Genomic DNA, 26,989 nt, shown 5'->3' on the forward strand with positions numbered 1-26,989 from the left:
TAAATTGAATAATTTTGACGAACAAAGGTAATTAATTTTATTTTTCGCAATATTGTTTCGCAATAATAAATATTTCATAAAATTTTATTGTTTTTTTAAATATTACTTAGCAATGTACTCTCTTAAAAATTAGTACTTTTACTGAAGATAATTAGTAGAAATGAGATATTGCTTACTTATTTTAATGGTTTTTTTATCTTGTAAAAAACAAGTACAAGAAGTAACTAAAAACAATGATGAAAATTCGGTTTTAAGTGTTGTAAAAAAACATCATGATTTTACAATGGTTATTCCAAGTTTTAAAAAAGAAGTCGAAGATTGGACAACATTACAAAACACAGAAGATTTTTTAGAAAGATTTAAAAAAGGTTCTGCAAATGAAATTTTGAGTAATGCTTTAGAATTTAAAACCATTTCTAAAGCTTTAAAAGATAGTATAAAGCCCACTTTGTTTAGTTTACCTTCTGTAGAGGCTAGGATAAACATTCTTTATAACGAATCTTTACGACTAGCAGATATGACTTACATACCTGCAATTACTGCAGATGAAGTACATGAACAAACCAATAAAATTATGGATGCATTTTCATCTATAAATTCAAAAATAAATACAGTTTTAAGAAAGAAGCAATTTGAAGATGCCATAGATATTGATGTTTCTTTTATAGGTTTAGATACTACTAAAATAGATAGTGTTTCTAAAAAAGCTATTTTAGAAAAACAAAAGGATAAAAAAGATATACAACCCATACAAGAACAATTAAAAAAGGAGAAATGATGAAAAATATAGTAACATTTTTATGTTTTATTTTATTGATGAGCTCTTGTAATTTATCAAAAAAAGAAGCTATAAAAATTAATAAAAGCTCCATTAAACAAGAAATAAATACCTTGTTAAACGATTGGCATTTAGCTGCAACAGAAGCCAATTACAATAATTATTTTTCAAAAATGGATAGTATTTCTGTTTTTATAGGTACAGATGCCACAGAAAATTGGAACAAGCAACAATTTGAAGCTTTTAGTAAACCTTATTTTGATAATGGAAAAGCTTGGGATTTTAAAACTTTAGAAAGAAATATTTATTTAAATTCTGAAGGAAATTTTGCTTGGTTTGATGAACTTTTAAATACTTGGATGGGTACTTGCAGAGGTTCTGGAGTATTAGAAAAAAAAGATAATTCTTGGGCAATAAAACATTACGTTTTATCTGTACCAATACCAAATGATGATATTCAAAAAGTTATTGCAGTTAAGCAAGAAAAGGACTCTATTTTTCTAAGTTCGTTTAAGAAGTAACTTCATCTACAGTTTTATAAATTAACTCATTTTCATAACCTTTTCGCATTAAAAAGTCGATAAGTTTTCTTTTACGTTTGTAAATATTTGGTTCAGAAATGACTTCATTTCTTTTTTCTGTGATACTGTAAATGGTTTTTAAGTACTCTTGTTCATCAATCTCTTTGAGTGCGGTTTTAATATTGTAGCTAGAAATATCTCTAAATTTTAATTCTCTTACAATACGTTGTTTACCCCAATGTTTTATTCTAAATTTTCCTCTTGCAAAACTTTTAGCAAAACGTTCTTCATTTAAAAAATTGTCTTGTAGTAAACTTAATAAAATCATTTCTTTAGCTTCAGGAATTAAGTTGTATTCCCTCATTTTTTGCTCAACTTCTTTATGACACCTGTCTTGATAAACACAATATTGCTCTAATTTGCGCTTAATTTCATCTACAGTAAAGACTTTGTTTTGCATTAAGCAAATTTAATAAAATACTAAACGTGTTGTTATATTGAAAGTAGCAGATAAGAAATAGTTTTTTTAATTTAAAAATTAAAATAGCAGAGAAATACAATTTTTTATAGTATGTTGTGTATGAATTATTTCTTTTTATATAAAAATAAATAACCAAATAGAATAATTGCAGAGCTTAATACCCAAAGCCAATACCCAAAACCATAAAAATTTACTATTGAAGTTGTACTACCATCATTTACAATAATTTCATCTACAAGTAGAAAAGATATCATCAATAGAAAAGCTATTCCACTTAATACCAAAGCTATTTTTGTCTTTTTTACAAATAAGAATAACCAAGAAAAAAAAAGTAAAGGATTTGCTAACCATGGAAATGCTGGTAAATGCAATTTAAATACACCAAACCATCCAAAGATTAAATGTAACAAACCAGAAAAATATTCGCAAGTATTACCAACAGTACAAAAGCTTTTTTGTGGTAAAGAGATTAGATACAAACCTATGCTCAAACATAAAATAATTCTTTGATATTTATTTTTCATAATTCCACAGTAATAAAGAAATGCTAAAAAATAAAATACTTATTTTAAAGATATTGGTTAGTTTAATTTCTTTCTTTTTCATCTGGTTTAAAATTAGTAATTAATATTTAAGTGTTGATACACTCATCGATTTTAAAAATTTGGAGCATATATTACTTTTTAATTTTAACTACTAAAAAGACAAATGTCAATCCCTATAAATGGTGAAATTTTTCTCTCCCCATAAATAGGAAGAAGCCTCCCCATTTATGGGGAGATGAAGTTTTTTAAACCTCTAAAAAACAACACTTTAACAAAAATTATAAATTACTCTTTTTTTATTCTTTTTTATACTAAAAAAAGAAGCTGAATGTTAGAAGCGTCAAGTTTTGAGAAAAATATAAAAAAGAATGTAGCTACTTAACAAACAAAAAGGGTAGTAATTTTTATGATTACTACCCTTTTTTAGTTAACAAAATAATTAATTTATCCTCCTATTTCTTGAATTTGTATAGGCGCTTCTGCATTAGTTTTACCTAACTTTTTAAATAACCACATTTTAAAACGAGTAATTAAATAGAATAAAATAGGTACAACAATTAAGGTTAAAAAAGTAGCTACAAACAATCCATAAATTACAGTCCAAGCTAATGGACCCCAAAAGATAACATTGTCTCCACCCATATAAATTTTTGGATCGAACTCACTAAATAATGAGAAGAAATCGATATTTAAACCAATAGCTAAAGGAATTAATCCTAAAATAGTAGTTATTGCTGTTAATAAAACTGGTCTTAAACGAGCCTTACCTGCTTTTACAACATTTTCTAACAAATATTTCTTAGGTAAATAAGCATTATCATCTAAATCTAGTTCCTCTTTTTTTCTGTCAATTAACAATTGGGTATAATCTAAGAGAACTACCCCATTATTTACAACAATACCCGCTAAAGAAATAATACCCATCATAGTCATCATAATTACAAAAGAAGACCCAGTAATTACAATACCACCAAACACACCAATGAAGCTTAAAAAGATAGCGATCATTATAATTCCTGGTTTAGAAACCGAATTAAATTGGAAAATTAAAATGAAAAATATTAACGCTAATCCTTTAAAGAAAGCTCCCATTAAAAAGGCTTGTTGTTTGTTTTGTTCTTCTAACTGACCTGTATAATCAATTTGTATACCAGAAGGAAGCTCTTTAAAATTCTTCATTTCTTCCTTAATCTTATTTACAGCTGCTGCTGCATCTACATAACCAGGAGCTAATTGAGAATATACAGTTACCACTCGTTTTGTGTCTCTATGCTTAATAGCACTAAATCCTGAACTATTACTTTGCGTAGCAATAGCAGAAATAGGGATGGCTCTTACTTGTCCAGAAGCCATATCTCTAAAGGTTATTTTTTGATTAAAAATAGCGTTTTTATTATATCTGATATCTTCTTTAAAACGAACATTTATATCATAATCATCACCATCTTCTTTGTAAATACCTGCTTTTGCGCCAAAAATAGCATTTCGTAATTGTTGACCCACTTGACCAGTAGAAACTCCAAGTTCACCAGCCTTTTGTCTATCAACAACCACTCTCATAGAAGGCTTGTCTTTATTTACATCTATCTTTAATTCATCTACTTCAGCAATGTTTCTAGAGTTTACGTAAGCTCTCATTTTTTCTGCAGTAGCAATTAATTCTTCATAATCATCACCTTCTAACTCTATATTAATTGGAGCACCAGTTGGAGGGCCATTTGCATCTTTTTCAACAGAGATTAAAACTCCAGGATAAATACCAGCCAAACCTTCTTGTACTTTTTGGCGTAATTTTTCGCTATCTAATCCACGTCTATATTTATATTGACGCATAGAAGCTGTAATCTTACCTTTATGAGGCATTTCTGCAGAAGAACCACCATCTGTATTTGGGTTTCCTGCACCTTCACCAACTTGAGAAACCGAACTTTCTACCATAAAATTATGATCTCCATCCATATACATCTCTTGATTTAAGATGCCATATACACGTTTTTCAATTTCTTTAGTGATTTTATTAGTTTCATCTATGTCTGTTCCTTGCGGATATTCTATATACACTACAACCTGATTAGGTTTGTTGTCTGAGAAAAACTCAATTTTAGTTCTTTGTGTTCCAACAGACCAACCAAAGCCTCCAAAAGCAGCAAAAAGTAATAGAAATGTACCAATTGTTATTACAACTGGTCTCCATCCTTTTAAAGCGCCTTGCAATGTTTTTTCATATACATTTTCTAACCAAACCAAAGTATTTCTTTGAAAATAATTAGCAGCTTTTCTTAAGATTAATCTATACACCCATAGCATAATTGCTGTAAAAACCATTACAGAACCTAAACCTCTATATTCGCCACCAAAAATTAAAATGAATAACCCAACACCACCAACAATTGCAGAAATAATTATGATTCTTTTTAAAGGCATGTCTTTATCTTCTGTGGTCATAAATTGTGAAACCAAAACAGAGTTAAAGAAAATAGCAACAACTAATGATGAACCTAATACTACAGAAAGTGTAATTGGGAAATAAATCATAAACTGACCAAAAAGCCCAGGCCATAAACCCAAAGGAACAAAGGCAGCTACAGTTGTAACTGTAGAAATAATAATTGGGTAGGCAATTTCTCCAATTCCTTTTTTAGCAGCTTCAATTCTTGTTAGCCCCTCTTCATCCATTAAACGATAGACGTTTTCTACAACCACAATTCCATTATCTACTAACATTCCTAGACCCATAATTAATCCAAAAAGAATCATAGTATTTAAGGTATACCCTAATGCTCCTAAAATTGCAAGAGACATAAACATAGACATAGGTATTGCAAAACCTACGAATAATGCATTTTTAAAGCCTAAGAAAAACATTAAGACAGTAACTACTAAGATGATTCCAAAAATGATGTTATTTACTAAATCATCTACTTGACCAATAGTTTTATCTGATAAATCGTTAGTAATTACTACTTCTAAATCTGGAGGAAATTTTTCGTTAATAGCTTTATTTACGATGGTTTTAATTTCTTCTGCTGCTGCAACCATGTTTTTACCTGCTCGCTTTTTTACATCAAGCATTACAACAGGTTTCCCTTCTTTTCTAGCAAACGTGGTTTTATCTTTTTCTCTAAAAGAAATAGTAGCTATATCTTTTAAATAGATAGAATTTCCTTTTTCTGATTTTACAACAAAATCTTTTAAGTCTGAAGGGTCTTCTATTTCACCTAGAATTCTAATAGTTCTTCTTTGTCCGCTTGAAATTAAATTTCCAGCAGAAGAAGTTACATTTCCTCTTTGGATAGCAGAAGTAATATCATCGAAACTAACTTGCATAGCCATCATTTTATAGATGTCTACAGCAACTTCTACTTCTTTGTCTTGAACACCTCTAATGTCTGCTTGTTTAACTTCAGATAAATCTTCTATTTCATCTTGTAAATCTTCTGCAAATTCTTTTAACTTTTGAAGTGGGTAATCCCCAGAAATATTAATATTTAAAAACGGAATTTCCTCAGATAAATTTAAATCAAAAGCATTTGGGTCTACTTTTGCACCATTAAAAGTAGGCCAGTCTTCAGAAGCTTTTTCTGTATCTAATTTATCTTTTACACGTTGTTTGGCAACTTCAACATTCATATCATCATCAAATTCTACAATAATCATAGAATAATCTTCTTGAGATGTTGAGGTGATTTCTACAACACCACTTAAACCTTTTAATTGGTCTTCTAATGGATCTGTAATTAGTTTCTCTATATCTTCTGCAGTGTTACCAGGATAAAGTGTACTAATGTATATTTTAGTTTCTTTTATTTCTGGAAAATCTTCTCTAGGCATACTAAAATAGGCAGATATACCAAGAACAAGAATTAAGAATATAGCAACATACATAGTGGTTTTGTTGTTAATTGCCCACGATGAAAGTTTAAATTCTTTATCTGTTTTTTTCTGTTGATTTTTTTTCATCTTACTTTTAATTAAGATTTAGATATTTTAACTTCTTGTCCGTTTTTTACGCTTCTAGCACCTGCTTCAATTAACACATCTCCAGAAGTTACACCTTCTAAAATTTCGATAACATCACCTTGAGTTTTTCCTGTTTTTACTACAGTTTGTGTAGCAATTCCTTTATCATTATTCAAGTTTTTGATTACATATACATATTGTTCTCCATTTGCATTTTCAGAGATAATACTTTGCGGAATTAAAATAGCTTCTGCATTTGTATAATCGTTTATTTTAAGTTTAGCAGTTAAATTAGGCTTAATGCTTCTGTCGTTATTTGGTACACCAACCTCTATCTTAAAAGTTCTATTAGCAGGATTTATAAAATTACCTGTTTGTCTAACTTTAGTTTCTAAACTTTTACCTAACACAGGGAAGTCTATTTCTACATATTTACCAATTGTAACATCTGTAATATAACTTTCTGGAATATCAGCTTCTATAAACATATTGCTTAGGTTTACTATTCTAAAAATTTCTGCACCTGGCCCAGGAGCAACAACAGTACCTTGATCTTTAATAACATCATCGATAACACCAGAAAAAGGAGCTCTAATTGTAAACTTATCTATTTGCTTTTTTAGTTGCGCTAATTGGTTTTTACTCGCTTCATAATTGGTTTTAGTTTGTAAATACTGAATTTCTGAACCAATTTTTTCATCCCACAATCTTTTTTGACGTTCAAAAGTTGTTTTAGCTAAAGCAGTAGTTGCTTCTAATTGAGCAACTTGTTGTTCTAAACCACCATTATCTATTTTTCCTAAAGCTTGACCTTTTGAAACTTTTTGACCTTCTTTAACAAAAACCTTTTCTAAAGTACCTGCAACTTCTGGATAAATTAAAACATTTTGTTTTGTAGTTACATTTCCTTGTAATTCTAAAAAATGTGTGAATACTTCATTTTTAAGTTTTATAGCTGTTACTAAAGGCACTCTTTTTAAAGTGTCTAATATTTCGATTTCTGTATTTAATAACTTAATTTCTGCAGAAATTTGTTGCATTTTATTATCTAGTTCAGATTTTTTTGCACGAATTTGAGCTAAATCTTTACTGGCGATAACATCACTTAAAGATTGTTCTTTTTGACCTTCACAAGAAGATAAAACAAGAATAATGGCGAATATTGAATATATTTTTTTCATTGCTGATTAGTTTATTTAATTGGAATATTTAATGCGTTTTCTAAAGCTGCTTTTTTAGCAATTACATCTAACATAGATTGCAAATAATTTTGTTGCTGGCTGTATAATTGATTTTGTGCTTGTAATAAATCGAAACTAGAAGAAAGACCTTCGAAAAATTTAATACGTTGTTTCTTTTCTATTCGTTCAGCAAGGTCTACGTTTTTCTTTGCTGTTTGATAGCTTTCTACACTAAATTGATAATCATTTTTAGCACTTTCTACTTGTAGTTTAAGTTTCTGTTTAGTTTCTTCTAAACGAATATCAGAATTTTCTAAGTCTATTTTAGCTTGTGCAGTTTTTGCTTTTCTACCAAAACTACTAAAAATAGGCACGTTTAAACTTACACCTAAAAGTGAAGATTGAAACCAACGTTGATCGCTATCAAAAAAAGTAAACTCGTTAGAAAAAGCTTGCGTACCGTAATTAACGAATGCATTTAAAGTAGGTAAATTTTTACTCTTTTCTAGTTTTACCATTAAACGCTTTGTTTCTCTATCATTTTCTGCAATTTTATAGTCTATATGATTGTCTACCATAAAACTTTTTGAAATAAGATTTAGATTGATATTTTGTTCTGCAAGAGAATCTAGAGTATCTGTTAAAACTAAATTAACTTCAATTGGGTTTCCTAAAGCAAGGTTTAAAAATCGATAAGCTATAGTTTCTAATCTTTTAAAATTATTTAATTGATTTTTTAAACTACTTAAAGTAATTTCTAACTGTTCTACATCTTCTTCTTCATTTAAACCATTTTCGAATATTTTTTTAGCATCATTATAATTTTTTTGAAGAATTTTAATGTTGCTTTCTAAAACTGTAATTGTACTTTCTGTAAGTAATACATTACCATAAGCATTTATTACAGCTTCTCTTGTTATATATTCTGTTTTTTGTTGTGCTTGTTCAGATATTTTTAAAAATGTTTTAGAAGCTTGTAACCCTACAAGATAAGAACCGTCAAATAACAATTGCCTTAGAGTTACAGCAACATTCATGTTTTGTTTTGTACCAAAAACAAACTCTTCATTTACTCCATCACCATTTATATCTGCTACAGTAATAGGTTGTTTTAAAAAGTTTTGATAATCTACAGCTCCATTTATTTGAGGTAAACCAATTGTTGTAGTTTCCCAAACTTTTTTCTTTGCAGATTCTATATCATTAATGGCAACTTTTGCGTTGTAACTATTTTCTAAAGCAAATTCTATTGCTTGCCTTAGAGATAGCTGCATGGTTTTTTCTTGAGCATTAGTATTCATTACAAATGCAAACAGAAAAAAGAGAAAGCCTAATTTTTTCATATTATAATTCTATTTTTCAAGTTGATTTTCTAATTGATTTATTCCTTTTGCTGTACAGATTCCTCTTAAATGATATTCGTAATAAAAGTTAAGAAGTGTTTTCATTGAATAATTTTTAAGCGGAAACATATCATTATCTTTTATGCCTATAAGACCGTTAAAATATATTCTAGAGATAAATTCTAAATCTATATTTGGTCTATACAATCCTAATTCAATTCCTTTTTTTAAATTATCAATAACACATTCTTGCATTACTTCGAATTGTTTTTTCTTTAAAGACAAAAAAATCTTTGGGTAGTATTTTTGTAGTTGATATTGAGGAGAAGATTTTTCGTCTTTTAAATGCTCCATCACAAATCTTTTTATTGAAAAAAGCTCATCAATAGGATTCATATTTAAATGACATATATGGTCTATTCCACAAGAAATTGAATCGAAAACATGATTGGTAACAGCATTTACCAAATCTGTTTTGTTATTAAAATATTTATAAATCGTTTTTTTAGAAACACCAAGAGCACTTGCTATTTCGTCCATAGTAACGCTTTTAAATCCAAGATTTAAAAACAACTCAGTTGATTTTTCTACTATTTTTTGTTCCATAATTTGAATGCAAAAATACAAACGGAAACTTTAGAAACAAAAATAGTTTCCAAAGTTTTAAACATTTTTTAACATTTACATAAAAAAGAAGCATTTCTTTACATTATTTTTACAAAAAATTTCAGTTTTGGATATTTTACATTATCAAAAAGAGTTTCTTTCTTATTTAGAATCAAAAGAATGGGTTCGTGAACCAAAAAATTTATACGAACCAATTGATTATATTTTGCAATTAGGAGGTAAGCGTATGCGTCCTATTTTAACGCTTATGGCTGCAGATATTTTTTCTGGAGAATTTAAGAAAGCGTTACCAGCTGCTTTAGCTGTTGAGGTTTTTCATAATTTTACTTTAGTGCATGATGATATAATGGATGATGCACCTTTAAGAAGAGGTAAAGAAACGGTTCATGAAAAGTGGGATACTAGCACAGGTATTTTATCTGGAGATGCTATGCTAATTTTAGCATATCAATATTTTGAAAACTACGAACCAGAGGTTTTTCAAAAATTAGCAAAGCTATTTAGTAAAACAGCTCTAGAGGTTTGCGATGGCCAACAGTTAGATGTTGATTTTGAAACTAGAAAAAATGTAAGTATTGATGAATACATGAATATGATTCGTTTAAAAACATCTGTATTGGTTGCAGCAGCCTTAAAAATGGGTGCTATTGTTGCAAAGACTAATGATGAAAATGCAGGTTTAATTTATGATTTTGGATTAAACCTAGGTTTGGCGTTTCAATTACAAGATGATTATTTAGATACTTTTGGAGACCCAGAGACTTTTGGCAAACAAGTAGGTGGAGATATTATAGAAAACAAGAAAACATTTTTATATTTAAAAGCTTTAGAAGTTGCAGATAAAGAAACTGCCAAAAAATTAAAGTATTTCTATAAAAGAAAACGAAAAGACAATACTATTAAAGTAACAGAGGTTACTCGTATTTTTCAAATATTTGATATACCTTTATTAATATCAGAAGAAATAAAGAGTTATACACAAAAAGCTTTTGATACTTTAGATAAAATGAGGATTAGTCAAGAAAATAAAGATAAATTAAAAAACTTTGGTACTTGGTTAATGAATAGAACAGTTTAATTATTCTTTAAATTAATTTGCAAATAATTTAAAATAAATAGTACATTTGCAAACCAAAATTATAGGTCCTATAGCTCAGTTGGTTAGAGCACCTGACTCATAATCAGGTGGTCCATGGTTCGAGTCCATGTGGGACCACAACTAAAAGCCTTAACTCTTATTTATAATAAGTTGTTAAGGCTTTTTTTAGTTTCAAATTTATAAAAGCAGAACTAAACTTATCCAACAGGGTTTTTATTTAAATTAACTTACAATCAGTGATATTTTATATATTTACATCTCATCAACTTATAAGGGAAGGGCACTTTTTTAAAAGTCATTTGGAGCTAAAATAAATATAAATCAATACCAAATATATGTCAACAGATACACAAAAAAACAGCACTTTAGTACCTATTATCATTATTGCTGGCCTATTTTTTATATTTGGTTTTGTTACATGGATTAATGGAGCATTAATCCCTTTTATGAAAACCATAAACGAACTAACTGATGCTGAGTCTTATTTAGTAGCATCAGCATCTTACATATCATTTGTTGTCATGGCTTTACCTGCCTCATCTATCATCAATAAAATAGGGTATAGAAAAGGAATGTCATTAGGGTTAATAATCATGGCAATTGGTGCTTTGGTTTTTATACCTGCTGCAAACGCAAGAACATATTGGATGTTTTTAGCAGCAATATTTATACAAGGTGCTGGTATGACTTTATTACAAACAGCATCTAATCCTTATATCACTATTTTAGGGCCTATAGAAAGTGCAGCAAAACGTATAGCAATAATGGGTATTGCTAATAAAGTAGCTGGTGCTTTAGGTTCTGTTATATTTGGTGCTATTCTTTTATCTGGTATAGATGAAATAAAAGATAAATTATCTAATGTAGATGCAGTTGAAAAAGCGGGCTTATTAAATACAATGGCTGATAGTGTTATCACTCCTTACATAGCCATGGCTGTAGTCTTATTTATACTCGGAATTTTAATAAGAAAAGCACCTTTGCCACATGTAGAGGCTGCTCCAATAGAAGAAACTACTTCTAGTGAAAAAACAAAAAACAGTATTTTTCAATTTCCACATTTATGGTTAGGTGTGTTAGCATTATTTGTTTATGTAGGTGTTGAGGTTGTTGCTGGAGATACCATTATTGCATATGGCATATCTTTAGAAATACCTGTAGAACAAGCTAAGTTTTTTACATTGTTTACATTGATGGCTATGGTTGCAACTTATGCATTAGGCGTATTTTTAATTCCAAAATATATTAGTCAAGCTTTTGCTTTAAAAGCGAGTGCTATTTTAGGTATTGCTTTATCTTTCTGTATTATTTTTACTTCTGGGTATACCTCAGTTTTATTTGTTGCAGCTTTAGGTATTGCAAATGCTTTGGTTTGGCCAGCTATTTGGCCATTGGCATTAACAGGATTAGGTAAATTTACCAAAACAGCATCAGCACTCTTAATTATGGCTATTTCTGGTGGTGCAATTATTCCTCCATTATATGGAGCTTTGGTAGACCATAAAAAAGAGAGTTTAATAGTAAGTGGTTTAAACGAAGCTACAGCAATGGCAGAAGCTGCCTCATTTGGTTATTGGATTTTACTACCTTGCTATTTAATTATTTTCTATTATGCTTTTTGGGGACATAAAGTAGGTTTAAAGAGTATAGATTCATAATCAATATTAAAACTAAAGTAAAAGATAAAAAACCTTTTAAAACTTTAATTAAATAAAATTAAGTTTATTAAATGAGTTATTTAAAATTGTGTTTTCATTAACATTTAACCAATTATTTAAAATAGTAGCATATATTTCTCTAAAGTCTATTTGATATATTAAATCACCATTTTTATCTAAGTTAGATAGATTAGGAGCTTCATTATAAAACCCTTTTTTATTTAAATTTTCGCCCATTATAAAAACATTATTTGCAGCTCCATGATCTGTACCTCCAGCTGCATTTTGTTTAACTCTTCTACCAAACTCTGAGAAAGTTAGTATTAAAGTATCTTTAAAAGTATCGTTCTTTTTTAAATCATTTATAAAAACTTCGATGGCAGAGCTATAAACTTCTAACAATTTTTTATGTCTTATGTTTTGATTTACATGAGTATCGAAACCTCCCATAGAAATATAATAAACCTTGGTGTCTAAATTTGAATTTATAAACTCTGCAGTTGTTTTTAATTGATTACAAAAAGCATTATTTGGGTACTCTTGAGAAGTTTTATAGGTCTTAGTAGTTTCATTAATATATTTAGCAGAAGATTTAGCATCTATCATAGTTTTGTATAAGTAACCCAAATTATGTTCACTTAAGTGCTCTTCTGTTTGATTTTTTAATATTTTAGAGAAAAATGGTGTATTTGTATTATGATATAAAATTCTTGCATTTTTTGTAGCTATACCATTCTTTTTTTCTCCTTTCATTATTAGTGATAAACTATCATCTAACTCAATAGCTGCATAAGGGTTGTTATTGTATTGCTCTAAAAAACGACCTACCCAACCTGAAGTTAAATGTTCTTTTGAACCACTTGCTGTTTGCCATATATCTGTAGATCTAAAATGCGATCTGTTTGGGTTTGGATAACCAACATTATTAATTATTGATAAATACCCTTGATCATATAGGTTTTTTAAAGGCTGTAAACTTTCATGAAACCCTAAGTAATCTGTTACCTTTAAAAGATTATTTTTTTTGATAGATAATTTTGGTCTACTTCTGTAATAAATATCATTTGTATAAGGTATTATAGTGTTTAAGCCATCATTACCACCAGATAATTGAATAATAACTAGTTTTTTATTATTAATTTTTTGTGAGGATAAATATTCTATATTTTTTACAAAATTTGGCACAAAAAATAAGCTACTAGCTAAGCTACTTTGTTTTAAAAAATCTCTTCTATCCATAACTTTTAGTTTAACAAAGTTGGTATTCTGGTATTGACATTAATTGTACGCAAAAGTTCCTATTAGAGTTTACTTGTAAACTTTTTAAATAACTATATGTATCTTCATCTATTTTGGAGACAATTAAATTATTAATCAAATCATTTGTGCTTGAGTTTTGATACATTTTATCAAAAGAAACCCAATTAACTGTAGTTTTTATAAACCTATTTCTATTTTTTGTTTTTTGATAATACTTTTCAAAACTATCTTCAAATTCACCTTTTTCTTCTAAATTAATAACAGCTTTATTTAGTAATAAAGCAGCTAATTTTAATCTAAACATTAATGAGTTTGCATCTATCCATGATTTACCACCTTTCCAACCTGCAACATTTTCTGGGAACAATAATATTTGCCCCATCATTTTTTGTAAATAGTTTAATTGCTTAGGTTTTTCGAATTGTAATGGCACTACTTTTTGTATACCAACCAATAATTCTATGGGAGATTTTATTTTTACACCAATATTAGATTCATTATAAAACCATTTAGATTTAAAAATGTATTTCATAAGTTTTGCAATATTGTAATCTTTATAAAAAATAGATGTTATTTCTTCTAATCTATTTTCATCTACTGTAGGATTTACAAAATACGTATAGATTTTTGTACAAATAAATTTAGCACATTGTCTTTGTTCTAGAATTATATCAATAATATCATCGCCACCAAACTCACCTGTTTTATTAAAGAAAGTTTTAACTCCATAATCATGATGCTTTTTTCTTAAAAAAAACGCACCATTTTCTTTAAAAGACCACCCAGTAAAAGCTCTAGCAGATTCTTTAATGTCTTGTTCTGTGTAATTACCTATACCTAATGTAAAAAGTTCCATAAGTTCTCTAGCAAAATTTTCATTTGGACTTCTCTTAATATTTTGCCTATTATTTAGGTATTTACTCATAGATGGCTCTTTGGCTATTGCTTTTACAAAATCGCCAAAATTACCTAGTGCATGTTGTCTTAAGGTGTTATTGTATTGTTGAATATGAAAAATATTATTATCTCTACAAACAAAAACATTTGCCCAAAAGAGTGTCATTTTTTCTCTTAATTGCTGATTTGAATTCGTAAGTCTTTCTATCCATATACTATTTAAATCTCTTAGTTTTAATCGTATATTTTTTTGAATCTCTACCAATTCTTTTTTTGAATACTGACTTTTAAGCTCTTTATAATTTTTATTTTTATAGATAGCTATATCAGATAGATCTAATTCTAAAGGAATAAATTCTTTTGATTCAGAAAAGAGCTTAGAGACTATTTTAGATTTTGTTTTTTTTTGAAGTTTTTCTTCATTTTTAAAATCAACTCCAAAACCAGCTCTCCAATATAAATGTTGAATATGCTTTTGCTTCATCAAATTAAGTTTATTCTTAGACCAGTAAACTTTTATAAAGTTTAACTTATAATAATCTAAATATAAAACATTTTGATTATCAAAACAGTAATTTTAAATATCCAATATAATAACGTTATATCTTTTTATTGAAACATGTAATATTTTTGTGTACATCTTGCCAGACTTTCTCTCTTCATAAAGTCGTATCCAAGAGTTATCATATGTGACCCCACATTAAAACTCTGAGTGTTATTTATATTAATACCAAAACCATAAGACGCATACAAGTTTCCTGATTTAAGACCAATTAAAGGTGCAATAGTATTAGGGTTTAACAACTGATCATTTAAGAAATTATAAGTAAATCCTGCCCAAATATATCCACTAGAAGTTCTTTTTCTAACTTTTAAGTTTAAGTCTGTTCTAGACCTTTGGTCTCCTTCAAAATATTCAACTAAAATTGAAGGTTCAATTTCATAATCGCCATAAAAACGCGTAAACACATAATAATTATATAGTGAGTATCTTCTTAAAATTACAGGCTCACCATTAGAAAAAAAACGGTCTTTTTTATCTAGTAAATTAGATACATTGAAACTTACTCCATAATCATTAAAACGATAAAGAAAACTTACATCGAAATTTGAAGAATTAAAATTAAGCAGATTATTTAATCCTACATCTAAATCATCGAAAGTGGATGCATCTATATTAAACATTACCAAGCTGTAGGTAAAACCAAATGAAAAAAAACTCTGATTCACTTCACTTAAAATTAAATGACTTGCAAATGTAGCTTTTAATCCTTGTTGAGAGGTGTTACCATTGGCATCTTTAAAGATGACAAGGCCACCACCAAACCTATCTCCTAATCTACTTTCTATAGATAAAGATTGGGTTTGTGGTGCATTTTTAATACCCACCCATTGAGTTAAACCATTTAAACGAAGACGCATACCAGAACCAATGCCTACATATGCAGGTGTAATTACAAAAGGGTTGTCTCCTAAATAATTTAAATATTGAGGTAAATTTACTTCTTGTGCGTTAGTATTTAAGCTAAAAAGTACTGTTATAATTAAGATATATATTTTTTTCATGTTCATTAATCAATTATCTGTATAGTGTAAAATTGCCCATTAATCTTCTTCTTTTTTGAGGGGTTTGGTTGTAATAAATTACATACCAATAATCACCTGATGGTAGAGGTCTATTGTTGTATAAGCCATCCCAACCTTCTACAATTCCTGTATAAGTTTTTAAAAGTCTGCTGTATCTATCATATATTTTAACCTCTATATTATGATAGTCTTTTACCTTTTTAGGATACCAATAATCATGTTTACCATTTCCATTTGGGGTAAAGAAATTAGGGATATCTATATCTATAAAAATGCCTTCTATAACTAGGCTTACTAAACATCCTCTACTATCTTTTACAGCAATTGTATAAAAACGAGTCTCGCTAATTACAAACTCATTATTTGAAGTAAAATCACCATTATCTATGCTGTAAGTATAGGGTGGTACACCACCAGAAGCATTTGCAATTAAAGTGTTTTCTTTAGAAGTATCGATATCTAACTTTAACTCTGGTTTATCTTCTATTATAATAGTCTTAGTAACAGAACAACCGTTTTTATGAGTCGCTTTAATAAGATATTCTCCTTTTGGTAAGTTTGTAAAAATACCATCTGTTTGTGGGTTAGCACCATTAATGGTGTAGGTAACATCACCTTCATAAAGATCATCTACTAAAGCAAAGACATTAGCATCTTTTGTACAGTTATATTCTGGTTGAAGTACTAAATCTAAATCAACACCTTTTTCTATATCTACACTAAAAGAAGTTTCACAGTCATTGCTGTCTTTTACAAAAACAGTATAGGTATTTCCGCCTTCTAAATCAGAAAAAGAAAATTGATTTTGAACATAATTACCATTATCTAACTTAACGAAATAAGGAGCATTACCTCCTTGAACATCAATTTCAAAACTACCTTTTTCGGTTGTAGCACAACCTACTTGTTGAATTGTTTTTAAAGAAACTTTTATTTCTTCAGTTTCATTAATAATTACATCAGTAGAAACACGAGTACAATCTAATTCGTCTTTAATAGTAATTTGATAGGTGCCTTTAGCAAGGTTATTAAAAGTAGCATCAGTTTGAAAGTTAGCACCATCTATACTATAAAGAATTGTTCCTTGACCACCAGAAGCATTTACAGTAACAGACCCTGAATTTTCACCAAAACAAAGAATGTCTGTTGGAGTAACAGTGTCAATTGTAAGAGGAGTAGGGTTATTTATAATTACTTGCTCAGAAACAGAGCAACCGTTTTTATGTGTGGTTAAAACAGTATATGTTCCACTTGCTAAGTTATCAAAAATATTTGAAGTTTGAGTAGCTCCATTGTTTAAGCTATACACAACATCATCTTTTAAAGCAGCATCAACATTAACTTCTATTGTAGAAAGATAATTGATACAGTTAAGTGTTGATGTAGCTGTAGCTTGAAGATCTATAGCGTTTTCTAGAGTAACTTCAATAGAAGAAGTACAACCATTGTTATCTTCAACATCAACTTTGTAGGTTTTACCACCTTCTAAATTAGAGAAAGTTAGTTGATTATTTACAAAAGCAGCGCCATCTAAACTTGTTTTATAAGGAGCATTACCACCAGAAATAGTTAATTCGAAAGCCCCATCTTTTTGATTAACACAAGATTCTTGTTTTGTAATAGATGCAGTTACGTTAACAGCAGCAGGTTCATTAATAATTACATCAGTAGAAACACGAGTACAATCTAATTCGTCTTTAACAGTAATTTGATAAGTGCCTTTAGCAAGGTTACTAAAAGTAGCATCAGTTTGAAAGTTAGCACCATCTATACTATAAAGAATTGTTCCTTGACCACCAAAAGCATTTACAGTAATAGACCCTGAATTTTCACCAAAACAAAGAATGTCTGTTGGAGTAACAGTATCAATTGTAAGAGGAGTAGGGTTATTTATAATTACTTGTTCAGAAACTGAGCAACCATTAGTGTGAGTTGCAGTTATTGTATATGTTCCACTTGCTAAGTTTTCAAAAATATTTGATGCTTGTGGAGTGCCATTATTTATACTAAATAACACATCGTTTTTTACATCATCATTAATATTAGCTTCTATTGTAGATAAATAATTTACACAACTTAATGCAGTTGTAGTAGATAAATTTACAGTTACAGCATTTTCTAAAGGTACAGCTATAAACGTCTCACATCCTTTTGCATCTTCTATGAAAACTACGTAAGTTTTACCACCTTCTAATCCAGTAAAAGTAAGTTGATTTTCTATGTATGCACCACCATTTAAACTTGTTTTAAAAGGAGCAGTACCTCCTGTAATATCTAATGTAAACGCACCATTTTTATCACCAGAACATAACTCTTGTTGAATATTAATTGCTTGTGCAGTTAATTCATTTGGTTCTGTAATTGTTACAGATTCTGTTTTAAAACAACCCCTTTCATCTTGCACAACAACATCATAAACACCTGCAGAAAGGTTTAAGAATACATTACTTTCTTGGTATTTAACTTGGTCTATACTATATAATAATTTACCAGTACCACCAGAAGCATTTACAATTATACTACCATCTTCACTACCAAAACAAGAGATGTTGTTTACCTGAACAGGAGTTGTAATTGCGATAACATTTGGCTCAACAATTTCATAATTATTAGTTACAAAAACACAATCTTTACTCAATACTTTTATTTTATAAATTCCTGCTGATAAATCAGCAAAAGTATCAACACTTTGTTGAGGTCTTATAATTGCATCATTTTCATCTAATAATTGATACGTATAGTTTCCAAAACCACCAGAAGCATTTGCTTTTAACACAGCATTACTTTCACCAAAACAAGTTATTTGAGAAGCAGAAGTGTCTAATGTTGCTGTTAATGGAACAACGTCTTCTATTTCTACAATTGCAGAAGCATCAGAAATACAACCATTACTGTCTTTAGCATAAAACTGATGTAAACCAACAGCAACATCAAAGGTATTTGCAGTGCTAAAATTGACTCCATCTTTACTATAGGTGTAACCTCCAGAACCACCAGTTGCAGACACTGTAACACTAGCAGTATTTACAGAACATGAAATGGTTGTTGTAATAGATGCAGACGCTATTACAGTTGTAGGGTTATCTATAGTTATAGGATATGATTTACTACATGAGTATTCATCAGAAATAGTTACAGTGTAGTTTCCTGCTGCTAAATTGTTAAAAGTATTGTTAGTTTGTTTTGCAGAGATTACTCCATTTTCTTTTTGCAATTGATAATAGTAAGTCACAGGATTTCCTTGACCACCTGTTACAGTATTTACTGTAATTGATGCATTATCATCATCAAAACAAACTAAAGGAGTTGCATCTAAGGTCGCTGTAATTTCTGTAGGGTTTGTAAAAACAACAGACTTATCTACAACACAACCTAATTGATCTCTAACAGAAATTATATAACTATCAGCCACTAAATTCGTAAACGAATTTGTGTTTGAAAAGTCTTGAATAATAGTACCTGTTGATGTCGCTAATTTATATTGGTACTCTAGCCAACCACCAAAAGCATTTACCAAAATTGATCCGCTATTTGTAGTATCACAATTTATTGGAGTAGTTGTATAAGTAAAATCTAAAGCACTTGCAGGAGATTCAATAGAAAAAGGACTTGAATCTACCACACAGAAAGGGAAATCTAATTGTGTTACTCTAACAAAAAATTCTCCTTCAGGTATTGAGGTTATTGTTGTTTTTCCACTATTTGTTCCACTTATTGTGGTTGCTATATTAGTGTTGTTATCAATTAATACGTAATTATAATTGTCTGAATAAAGAGTAGTAGTAGCAAAATCAAAAGAAATACTACCTGAGTCATCATTAAAACATGTGTTATCTTTTTCTTTAGTAACTACTAATTCAAATTCATTTGGCTCATCAACTTCGTAGATGGTTTCTAAGAAACAATTCGTATCTAAATTAGTTACTCTTATTGTATAAATACCAGCAATTAAATTAGTAAATACACCAGTAGTATTTGTATCAGAAAATCCACTTGTATTTGTTATTAAATAAGATTTGTTTGCTGAATTTACCTCTGCATTTGTATTTACAGTTATTGATGCTCCTGTGTTACAGTCAGCTAATTTGTCTGTAACTATAGAAATATCTGTTAAAGGATTAAATGGATTTATGATCGCGCTTGTAGATCCAAGACATCCTTTATCATCATAAACGTTTATAGTATAATTACCTCCGTTTTTATCATTTGATGTAAAAATTGGATTATTATTAAATTGTACTACAACATCATCTGAAGCATCTGCAGTTCCTTGATTATTTATAAATTCAAATAATGTATAATTTCCACTTCCGCCAGTAATTGATGCAGTATCAACAGTTATACTAGCTGTGTTACTTATATTTCCTGTTGAACAAGAAAATTGTGAAACAACTGGAGTAGCTACATTAATTAAGGCCAACTCATCTATAACAATATTTATAGAGGTTGATGTACAAGCATTATCTGCTGTTGCTGTTACTTGATAAGAACCTGGAGTTAAATTTGTAAAACTATTTGAGGCTGCATCAAAACTACCTACATTTGGTAAAATTGAATAGCTGTAATTTATAGCTGAATTTGTGTTGGTTAATTTTATTACTCCTTCATTACTTCCAAAACAAGTACTATTTTCAACTTCATAAGTAAATGTGGGTTCTTCTTTTTCAAGAATTTCGACATCTATAGATTTTGAACAATTTGTAATATTATCAAAAAGTGTAATAGTATAAATGCCAGAATTAGATAACTGAATTGTTTCAGTTGGATTTGTAAATGTTCTTCTAGAAATTATATTTGTATTTACAGCATTTTTAACTTCAATATCAACATCACTAGAGCTATCTAAAAGATTAATTTCAATAGTAGCGTCTGCAGTTAAAGAACAATCTAAATTTTTTGTTATAGCTGCTTCAAAATTTAAACTTGGATGCACTATAACAGCTTCAGATAAGCTAATACAACCATTGCTATCTATAACTTTAACTGTGTAATTACCTTCTGCAACATTATTAAAAGTAGCACTAGATTGATAGGTTACTCCATTATCAATAGAATAAAAATAAGGAGCTAAACCATTTGTTGCTGAAATAGTGATGCTTTTATTAATATCGCAAACATCAGTTGTAATGGTTTGTATTTCTGGTTTTTCACTAACATTTAAAATTACATTTCCAAGATCTTTAGCACAATCTGAACCATCTGTTACTGTTACATTTATTGTTGATGAAATAGTATTATCTACTAAGTTATTAATATCAACTTCTATAGCAGTATTTTGTGTTGTTATTGGATTCACAAAGTTAGAACTTGTAAGCGTAAATTGGTAGTTGCCAAATCCACCAGAAAGTGAATTTATTGTTATAATTCCTGGTTGATTACAAGTAATATCTCTAGTAACAATTGCATTCCCATTGATTTCTAAACCTCTGTTTATAGTTTCAGTTCTGCTTCCCCAAGAACATAAATTGTTAGTTATCACTAAATAAAAATCACCTGCAGGTAAATTAGAAACAACAATATCATTGGTATTGTTTTGAGAGCCATTTCTAATTGCTGTGTTTGTATTTGCATCAAACAATTGCCAATTAATTGTTCCGCTTAAAATATTATTAGAATTGTCTATGCTAAAAGTAATTTCTCCTGTATCTGAAGTAGCACAAGCTTCTTTAGTAACTGTACTAGTAATATTTACATCAGGAGTAAAATTATCATATACATCTATACTATTTTCTTTAATACAACCACTAGCATCTCTTACGTAAAATAGATAAGATAATCCTGGAATTAAGTTGGTAAAGGTATATGAATCAGATCCTGAAGTAACCCAGTTACTTGTAGAATTAATCGAAAATTCGTAAGGTGCAACTCCATCTTGAGCTTGTACAATTGCTTGAAAACCATCTGCACAATTACCACTTGCATTTGCACTAACAATTAAGTTAGATACTTCAAAAGGCATTCTAAAATCGTCTAAAGGTTTTATACACCTAACTGTTACACCATCAGTTTCTAAAAGACGTAACATTGGTTTTAAAATAGTGCCAGATGCAATGCCCATATAATTGGTATTGGTAGACCAAGAAGTTCCATTATCTATAGAAAACTGTATAGTGTAAGGAGCGTAATTTTCTGTAACTACAAAATCAATTCCATATTGATTGATATCTGTTACACCACAAGTTGGTAATATTGGGCTAATAGTTGCTTCTAACTCTTTTGGATTTTCTATTACTGCAGTAATTTGTTTCGTACAATTATTAGCATCTGTAACAGTAATAGTATAAGTGTCTGCAACTAAATTAAAGTACTCTTTTGTACTTGAAAAAATTGAAGAATTAGTATCTGAAAACCCTAAAGTATTTGTTACAGCAACAGTATAAGGTAATTTGCCTCCAGAAAAAGTTAAGTCTAAATTACCTGTTTCATTAAAACATTTAGGTTGAGTTACATTTGCAGTAACATCTAAATCTGGTGTTTTAGTAATGGTTACTGTTTCAGAGAATTCACAATAATTTGCTGTTCCATTTTTATCTCTCACATAAACATCATAATTACCAGCTGTGTTTACAGTAGCTGTATTGGTTGATGAAAAGTTAGCAGCAGAAATTGTACTTCCTGATGTTACTATTGCATACACATAATTAGAATCTCCACCAGTTGCGTTTACAGTAATTGAACCATCATTACAGCTAATATCAGTAGCTAAAACAGCAGCATTTAATTGCGGATTAATGATTAAATTTTCTTCTGCAACATCACAAGAGTAAGCGTCTTTAACACTTACTTTATATGTATTTGGTTGAAGATTGTTAAATGTAAATTGATTTGGAGTTGCACTGTTTGGAGATTGCCAAGGACCATCATTTACACTAAAAACATAGCCTCCATTACCATCTGTAACTGTAATATTTATGGCTCCATTGTTGCCATTAAAACAATTGGTAACTGTAGTATTAAATAATATATCTTTTGGACTATCAACAACAACATTTGCATTTATAGTTGAGATACAATCATTAGCGTCTTTAGCTATTACTGTATAATTACCAGCTAAAATATTAGTTAAATTATTTACCCAAGTAACACCATTATCAATTGAAAATAGATAGGGAGCAGTACCTCCTGAAGCAGAAGCTGTAATTGTTGCACCTATATTTGAACAAGAAATTTCAGTAGCAATAGTTGCTGTTACATTAATTTCATCTGGTTCAGAAATTATAGCATCTCCTAAATCAATGATACAACTATCAGATTGAATCTTAATATTATAAGTACCCTGACTAAGATTATTAAGTACAAGTTGTGATGTACTAGCTGTTACCCAATTACCATTATTTATGGCATAAGTATAATCTGCACCAAAATTTTCTACATCTATAGTTATACTGCCATTTGCATCGCCAAAACAAGTTGCATTTGTAGTATTACTTATAAATCCATTAAATGCTTTATTAGGAAGTACATTAAAATCTATGGTTTCTAAACAGTTTTGACCAATATTGATTTTTACAACATGATTTCCTTCAGGTAAATTTGCAAACGTATTAGAACTTGTAAACGCACCTCCATTTAATCTATATGTAAATGTTGCGTTTGCAGGAAGAATTTCTACACTACCTAAACCATCACAATTGTAATTTATAGAACTTGTAAAACTTGGAGTAATTGGTAAAGGATTAACAACAATATTTGGTAATTGTAACAAACAATCATTAGCATCTTTTATAAAAGGAGTATAAGTACCTTCTTGAATATTATTAAAACTAAAAGAAGTAAAATAATTAACACCATCTATACTATAGGTATAAGGTGCTGTGCCTCCAGTAACTGAATCAAAAGAAATAACTCCATCAGCATCACATGTATAATCTTGACTTAATGTTGCGTTTCCAGAAATCACAGTGGGTTCAGAAATGGTAATTGTTTTTTCATAGGCACAAGTGTCTATACTTTTAATAGCATTAATTAAAATTTTATAATTCCCTGCACTTAAATTAGAAAACAGATTTTCTGTTTGATAAGTAGCACCATTATCTATACTATAACTAAAGTCATAATTGTTTAAGGGTTCGTTTGGTGTTATTGAAACACTACCATTACTATCTCCATTACAACTAACATTTTGTATAGTTTCAGAAAATGTAAAAGGAGGTTCTAGTGCTATTGTTACTGGGTTAGAAAACACAAAACAATTGTTGTTGTCTACCATTACAAATTCATAAGTGCCTTCATTACCAGGAGTAATTTCTAAGAAAGAATTCGTAAAAAACTCAATAATAGGAATGGTATTAACATTCGCATATTTTTGCACACCATTATAAGACCAAATAGCATAATTATACAAAGGAGTTCCTCCTGATGTATTAAATTCAATCATACCATTAGTACAGCTTATATCTTTAGTTGCAACTGCAGAAAAAGTAATTGGATCTGGCTTTATTATATCTACTGTACCTTCGAAAGTACAATTATTAGGTGCTGAAACTTTTACAGTATAATTACCTTCATCAGATACCTGAAAAGTATGATCATTATCTGCTTTTGGAGCAGTTTCTACCAATAAATTTCCATCTTTTAAAAGTTGATAAATGTATTCCCCATCAACTTTATTTACTTGTACTCTAATAGTGCCATCATCTTCTGCACATTGTATGGGTTCTACAATTAAATCAACTTCAATATTTTTTTCGAAAACGTCAATTACAGGTAATTCATAAACACAAGATGTTGCAATACCGCCTTTTTTTCTAATGTAAACAGTGTAACTACCTGCAGAGGTAATTGTAAAAGAATTATCATCTTGAAAAGTGTTTATATCATTAGTTAAACTAAATTGGTAATCGTCTGAAATGTTATTGATTGTAATGTTTCCTGGAGTGCCACAAATAATATCTGTTTTATCTACTAGAGGGTTAATTGATGCTTGAAAAACATCAAAATAATAACGTTTAAAACAACCACCTTGAGCTCTAATTTCTAATCTAAATCTTCCAGGTTCGTTTGCTACATAATCATTGCCTGTTTTTATGGTGTTCCATGTGCAAGAATTATTTGTGTTAGGACAACTTTCATCATCATTATCTGTACAAGAATTTTCGTCTAATTTTTGCCAAATAAGTGTATTTGAATTAAAAATATTAGTCTGTATAAGTTTAGTGCTTTCTGAACCACATAAATAAATTTCTGATAATGTAGATCCATCATCTACACAGGTTTTAATTTCATCTGCAAAATTTATAATTGGATTAGGTTGATTTATAAAAGAAACAACATTTATAATTTCTTGGCTACTAATACAACCAACAGGAGCAACTTTATCTACAGTATATCTACCTGTTTGAGATACAAAAATAGATTGTGTAGTTCCAATAATATTACCTGCACTATCTTTCCAAGTATAAGATAAAAAGCCAGAACCAGCAGTAAGTTCTACTTTGTCTGTACAAAGTACTTCTTCTCTTTCATAAGTACACTGATCTACATCTACTAAAAAGTTTGATGGCCCCTCAAAACCCCTATTACAATTATCTACACCAAAATAACTAGGAGTATTGTTTGTGGTAACTCCGTTTATTTTACCAGTATAATCTACAAAAGCTTGATTTTGAATAATGTTAGAACAAACATCTCTTAACTCATTACAAGATTCTACTACTTTTACTTTAAGTCTAATATTATATGTTGGATCTCCTTTTTCTACTAAATTGTCAGGAATAGTAAATATTAATTCCCCTCTAAATTGATTTGCTATTGTTGGTGCTTGATAGGTATAAGTAACACCTGTAGGAACAACAACTTCACTTTCAAAAAGATCTACATTTTTAGGAAGTCTGTCTACGATTTGCGTTAAAGTAGCATCATCATTTCCTTTATTTCTAAAAGCAATATTATACCAAATTTCATTACCTAAAGTAACATCTCCACCAGCAATATCATTACCATTTACATCTTCTATGGTTTTTATAAGTTCTATATCTGGTTCAATAATTTCGACACTCATAGCATTTAAAAACACCCAATAACCATCCCCACTTGTGGTTAATCTTATATTTGCATCTGTTTGGTTGTTTGCAATTAGTTGATTGTTAATATTGTTTAAATCAAATAAATCTGCATCAAAACCTAAAGTATTTTGGCTGCTAGGATTTCTATTAGCTAAATACTGATCGTTAATTGTAATAGAGCCATTAAAAAAGTTTCTTACAGGGTTTGTGTTTGGGGTTGATAAAGATTGATAGGTACCATTTACATCTTGAAAAGTAAAACGATCTCCTCTAATTGACTTATCACCTTCTAAAGCTGCTACTAGCATTTTTGCTCTAACAGGACCAGTTGGTATGGTTTTAAATCCAGAATAGTTTACTTCTGCATTTACAGAGTTAGATCCTCCTTTAACTGCTGTAAAACCATCAAAAATAGAAACTCTTCTAGTTGGCTCAAGTTCGTTTTCATAGATAACTACTAATATCCAACCTGCAGAAGAACCAGTATTACTACTACCTCTAACTGTTGCTTTTATGTTTGCTGCAAAATAATCTCCATTAGGTGAGTCTTGTGCACCAACTATACCTGTTACATCTTTAAAGCATGTATAAACAACTTTCTCATTGTCACTTGGTAATGTTAACCCATCAAAAATAACCTCACCTGTTACATCTTGATAAGAATCGTTTGGTAGTTTAAACTTAATGGTATTTACATCTGGGTCTCTAGTACTATTTACATCATTCCATAATTTTCTTGGATATACAGCAGACCAATACAAACCTGCAAATACAACTTTAGAACAACCAGGTAAGTTTAGCTGAGCTTTACTTGATGAGAAAGTTGTAGGATCGTTATCTACATCTATATAATCTAAGTTTAATCGATTATTACTTTCACTACCATTATAATTGTCATTAGGTACTGTGCCATCTTGACTTTTACTAACAATACTGTTAGCAATAAATGTAATGTCTCCTTTTAAATTTACTCCACCATTTTGTAGCCTTTGTTTAAAAGGAACAAACGTTTGTGAATATGTGAAATTTGCCATGCAAACTATTGCAA

General features: G+C 29.4%; 14 protein-coding genes and 1 tRNA gene. 5 read left to right on the forward strand and 10 right to left on the reverse strand.

Features of this window, described 5'->3' with window-relative positions; genetic code table 11:
- The first annotated feature begins 160 nt into the window (after positions 1-160).
- Together ACFOWD_RS03580 and ACFOWD_RS03585 are read left to right on the forward strand one after the other, a co-directional pair.
- On the forward strand, positions 161-778 hold the full coding sequence (locus ACFOWD_RS03580) for a hypothetical protein (RefSeq protein WP_377408179.1): 618 nt from the start codon (positions 161-163) through the stop codon (positions 776-778).
- Positions 775-1,299, forward strand: a complete 525-nt coding sequence (locus ACFOWD_RS03585; protein WP_377408181.1) for a nuclear transport factor 2 family protein — start codon at positions 775-777, stop codon at positions 1,297-1,299. Before ACFOWD_RS03580 ends, ACFOWD_RS03585 begins: the two co-directional genes overlap by 4 nt.
- On the opposite strand, the gene ACFOWD_RS03590 is transcribed toward ACFOWD_RS03585, so the two are convergent.
- The 6 genes from ACFOWD_RS03590 to ACFOWD_RS03615 all read right to left on the reverse strand — a co-directional run bounded on the left by ACFOWD_RS03590 (position 1,289) and on the right by ACFOWD_RS03615 (position 9,415).
- Positions 1,289-1,759: a regulatory protein RecX gene (locus tag ACFOWD_RS03590; RefSeq protein ID WP_377408183.1), complete on the reverse strand. Its 471-nt coding sequence runs from the start codon at positions 1,757-1,759 to the stop codon at positions 1,289-1,291. The genes ACFOWD_RS03585 and ACFOWD_RS03590 overlap by 11 nt on opposite strands.
- A gap of 125 nt (positions 1,760-1,884) precedes the next feature.
- Positions 1,885-2,304, reverse strand: a complete 420-nt coding sequence (locus tag ACFOWD_RS03595; protein ID WP_377408185.1) for a hypothetical protein — start codon at positions 2,302-2,304, stop codon at positions 1,885-1,887.
- 465 nt (positions 2,305-2,769) lie between these two features.
- A complete protein-coding gene (locus ACFOWD_RS03600) occupies positions 2,770-6,285 on the reverse strand; it encodes an efflux RND transporter permease subunit (RefSeq protein ID WP_377408187.1) in 3,516 nt (1,171 codons plus the stop codon).
- A gap of 11 nt (positions 6,286-6,296) precedes the next feature.
- Complete coding sequence (locus ACFOWD_RS03605; protein ID WP_377408188.1) at positions 6,297-7,466, reverse strand: efflux RND transporter periplasmic adaptor subunit; 1,170 nt, start codon at positions 7,464-7,466, stop codon at positions 6,297-6,299.
- An 11-nt stretch (positions 7,467-7,477) separates the two neighbouring features.
- Complete coding sequence (locus tag ACFOWD_RS03610; protein WP_377408190.1) at positions 7,478-8,809, reverse strand: TolC family protein; 1,332 nt, start codon at positions 8,807-8,809, stop codon at positions 7,478-7,480.
- A gap of 9 nt (positions 8,810-8,818) precedes the next feature.
- Positions 8,819-9,415 (reverse strand): TetR/AcrR family transcriptional regulator, encoded by a 597-nt coding sequence (locus ACFOWD_RS03615; RefSeq protein WP_377408192.1) that lies wholly within the window; start codon positions 9,413-9,415, stop codon positions 8,819-8,821.
- 127 nt (positions 9,416-9,542) lie between these two features.
- Here ACFOWD_RS03615 and ACFOWD_RS03620 point away from each other — a divergent pair, with 127 nt between their 5' ends.
- The 3 genes from ACFOWD_RS03620 (at position 9,543) to ACFOWD_RS03630 (ending at position 12,193) form a co-directional block, all read left to right on the forward strand.
- A complete protein-coding gene (locus ACFOWD_RS03620; protein ID WP_377408194.1) occupies positions 9,543-10,514 on the forward strand; it encodes a polyprenyl synthetase family protein in 972 nt (323 codons plus the stop codon).
- 64 nt (positions 10,515-10,578) lie between these two features.
- Positions 10,579-10,652, forward strand: a tRNA-Ile gene (locus tag ACFOWD_RS03625).
- 218 nt (positions 10,653-10,870) lie between these two features.
- Complete coding sequence (locus ACFOWD_RS03630; protein ID WP_377408196.1) at positions 10,871-12,193, forward strand: sugar MFS transporter; 1,323 nt, start codon at positions 10,871-10,873, stop codon at positions 12,191-12,193.
- 48 nt (positions 12,194-12,241) lie between these two features.
- Here ACFOWD_RS03630 and ACFOWD_RS03635 read toward each other — a convergent pair whose 3' ends face one another.
- The 4 genes from ACFOWD_RS03635 to ACFOWD_RS03650 all read right to left on the reverse strand — a co-directional run bounded on the left by ACFOWD_RS03635 (position 12,242) and on the right by ACFOWD_RS03650 (position 26,975).
- The gene (locus ACFOWD_RS03635; RefSeq protein ID WP_377408198.1) at positions 12,242-13,432 is read right to left on the reverse strand and encodes a DUF1501 domain-containing protein; all 1,191 of its coding nucleotides are present in this window, start codon (positions 13,430-13,432) and stop codon (positions 12,242-12,244) included.
- 10 nt (positions 13,433-13,442) lie between these two features.
- Positions 13,443-14,834, reverse strand: a complete 1,392-nt coding sequence (locus ACFOWD_RS03640; RefSeq protein ID WP_377408200.1) for a DUF1800 domain-containing protein — start codon at positions 14,832-14,834, stop codon at positions 13,443-13,445.
- 125 nt (positions 14,835-14,959) lie between these two features.
- Positions 14,960-15,916, reverse strand: a complete 957-nt coding sequence (locus tag ACFOWD_RS03645) for a PorP/SprF family type IX secretion system membrane protein (RefSeq protein ID WP_377408202.1) — start codon at positions 15,914-15,916, stop codon at positions 14,960-14,962.
- A gap of 13 nt (positions 15,917-15,929) precedes the next feature.
- Entirely contained in the window at positions 15,930-26,975 is an 11,046-nt protein-coding gene (locus ACFOWD_RS03650; protein ID WP_377408204.1) for a T9SS type B sorting domain-containing protein, read from the reverse strand.
- Positions 26,976-26,989: the final 14 nt, after the last annotated feature.

Origin of the sequence: Polaribacter marinivivus, assembly GCF_042651285.1 — a bacterium.
GTDB lineage: Bacteria > Bacteroidota > Bacteroidia > Flavobacteriales > Flavobacteriaceae > Polaribacter > Polaribacter marinivivus.

Bases quoted from the DNA above. Each gene is read 5' to 3' on its own strand.
- ACFOWD_RS03580 (WP_377408179.1), top strand. From the start codon at position 161: ATGAGATATTGCTTACTTATTTTAATGGTTTTTTTATCTTGTAAAAAA.
- ACFOWD_RS03585 (WP_377408181.1), top strand. From the start codon at position 775: ATGATGAAAAATATAGTAACATTTTTATGTTTTATTTTATTGATGAGC.
- ACFOWD_RS03590 (WP_377408183.1), bottom strand. From the start codon at position 1,759: ATGCAAAACAAAGTCTTTACTGTAGATGAAATTAAGCGCAAATTAGAG.
- ACFOWD_RS03595 (WP_377408185.1), bottom strand. From the start codon at position 2,304: ATGAAAAATAAATATCAAAGAATTATTTTATGTTTGAGCATAGGTTTG.
- ACFOWD_RS03600 (WP_377408187.1), bottom strand. From the start codon at position 6,285: ATGAAAAAAAATCAACAGAAAAAAACAGATAAAGAATTTAAACTTTCA.
- ACFOWD_RS03605 (WP_377408188.1), bottom strand. From the start codon at position 7,466: ATGAAAAAAATATATTCAATATTCGCCATTATTCTTGTTTTATCTTCT.
- ACFOWD_RS03610 (WP_377408190.1), bottom strand. From the start codon at position 8,809: ATGAAAAAATTAGGCTTTCTCTTTTTTCTGTTTGCATTTGTAATGAAT.
- ACFOWD_RS03615 (WP_377408192.1), bottom strand. From the start codon at position 9,415: ATGGAACAAAAAATAGTAGAAAAATCAACTGAGTTGTTTTTAAATCTT.
- ACFOWD_RS03630 (WP_377408196.1), top strand. From the start codon at position 10,871: ATGTCAACAGATACACAAAAAAACAGCACTTTAGTACCTATTATCATT.
- ACFOWD_RS03635 (WP_377408198.1), bottom strand. From the start codon at position 13,432: ATGGATAGAAGAGATTTTTTAAAACAAAGTAGCTTAGCTAGTAGCTTA.
- ACFOWD_RS03640 (WP_377408200.1), bottom strand. From the start codon at position 14,834: ATGAAGCAAAAGCATATTCAACATTTATATTGGAGAGCTGGTTTTGGA.
- ACFOWD_RS03645 (WP_377408202.1), bottom strand. From the start codon at position 15,916: ATGAAAAAAATATATATCTTAATTATAACAGTACTTTTTAGCTTAAAT.
- ACFOWD_RS03650 (WP_377408204.1), bottom strand. From the start codon at position 26,975: ATGGCAAATTTCACATATTCACAAACGTTTGTTCCTTTTAAACAAAGG.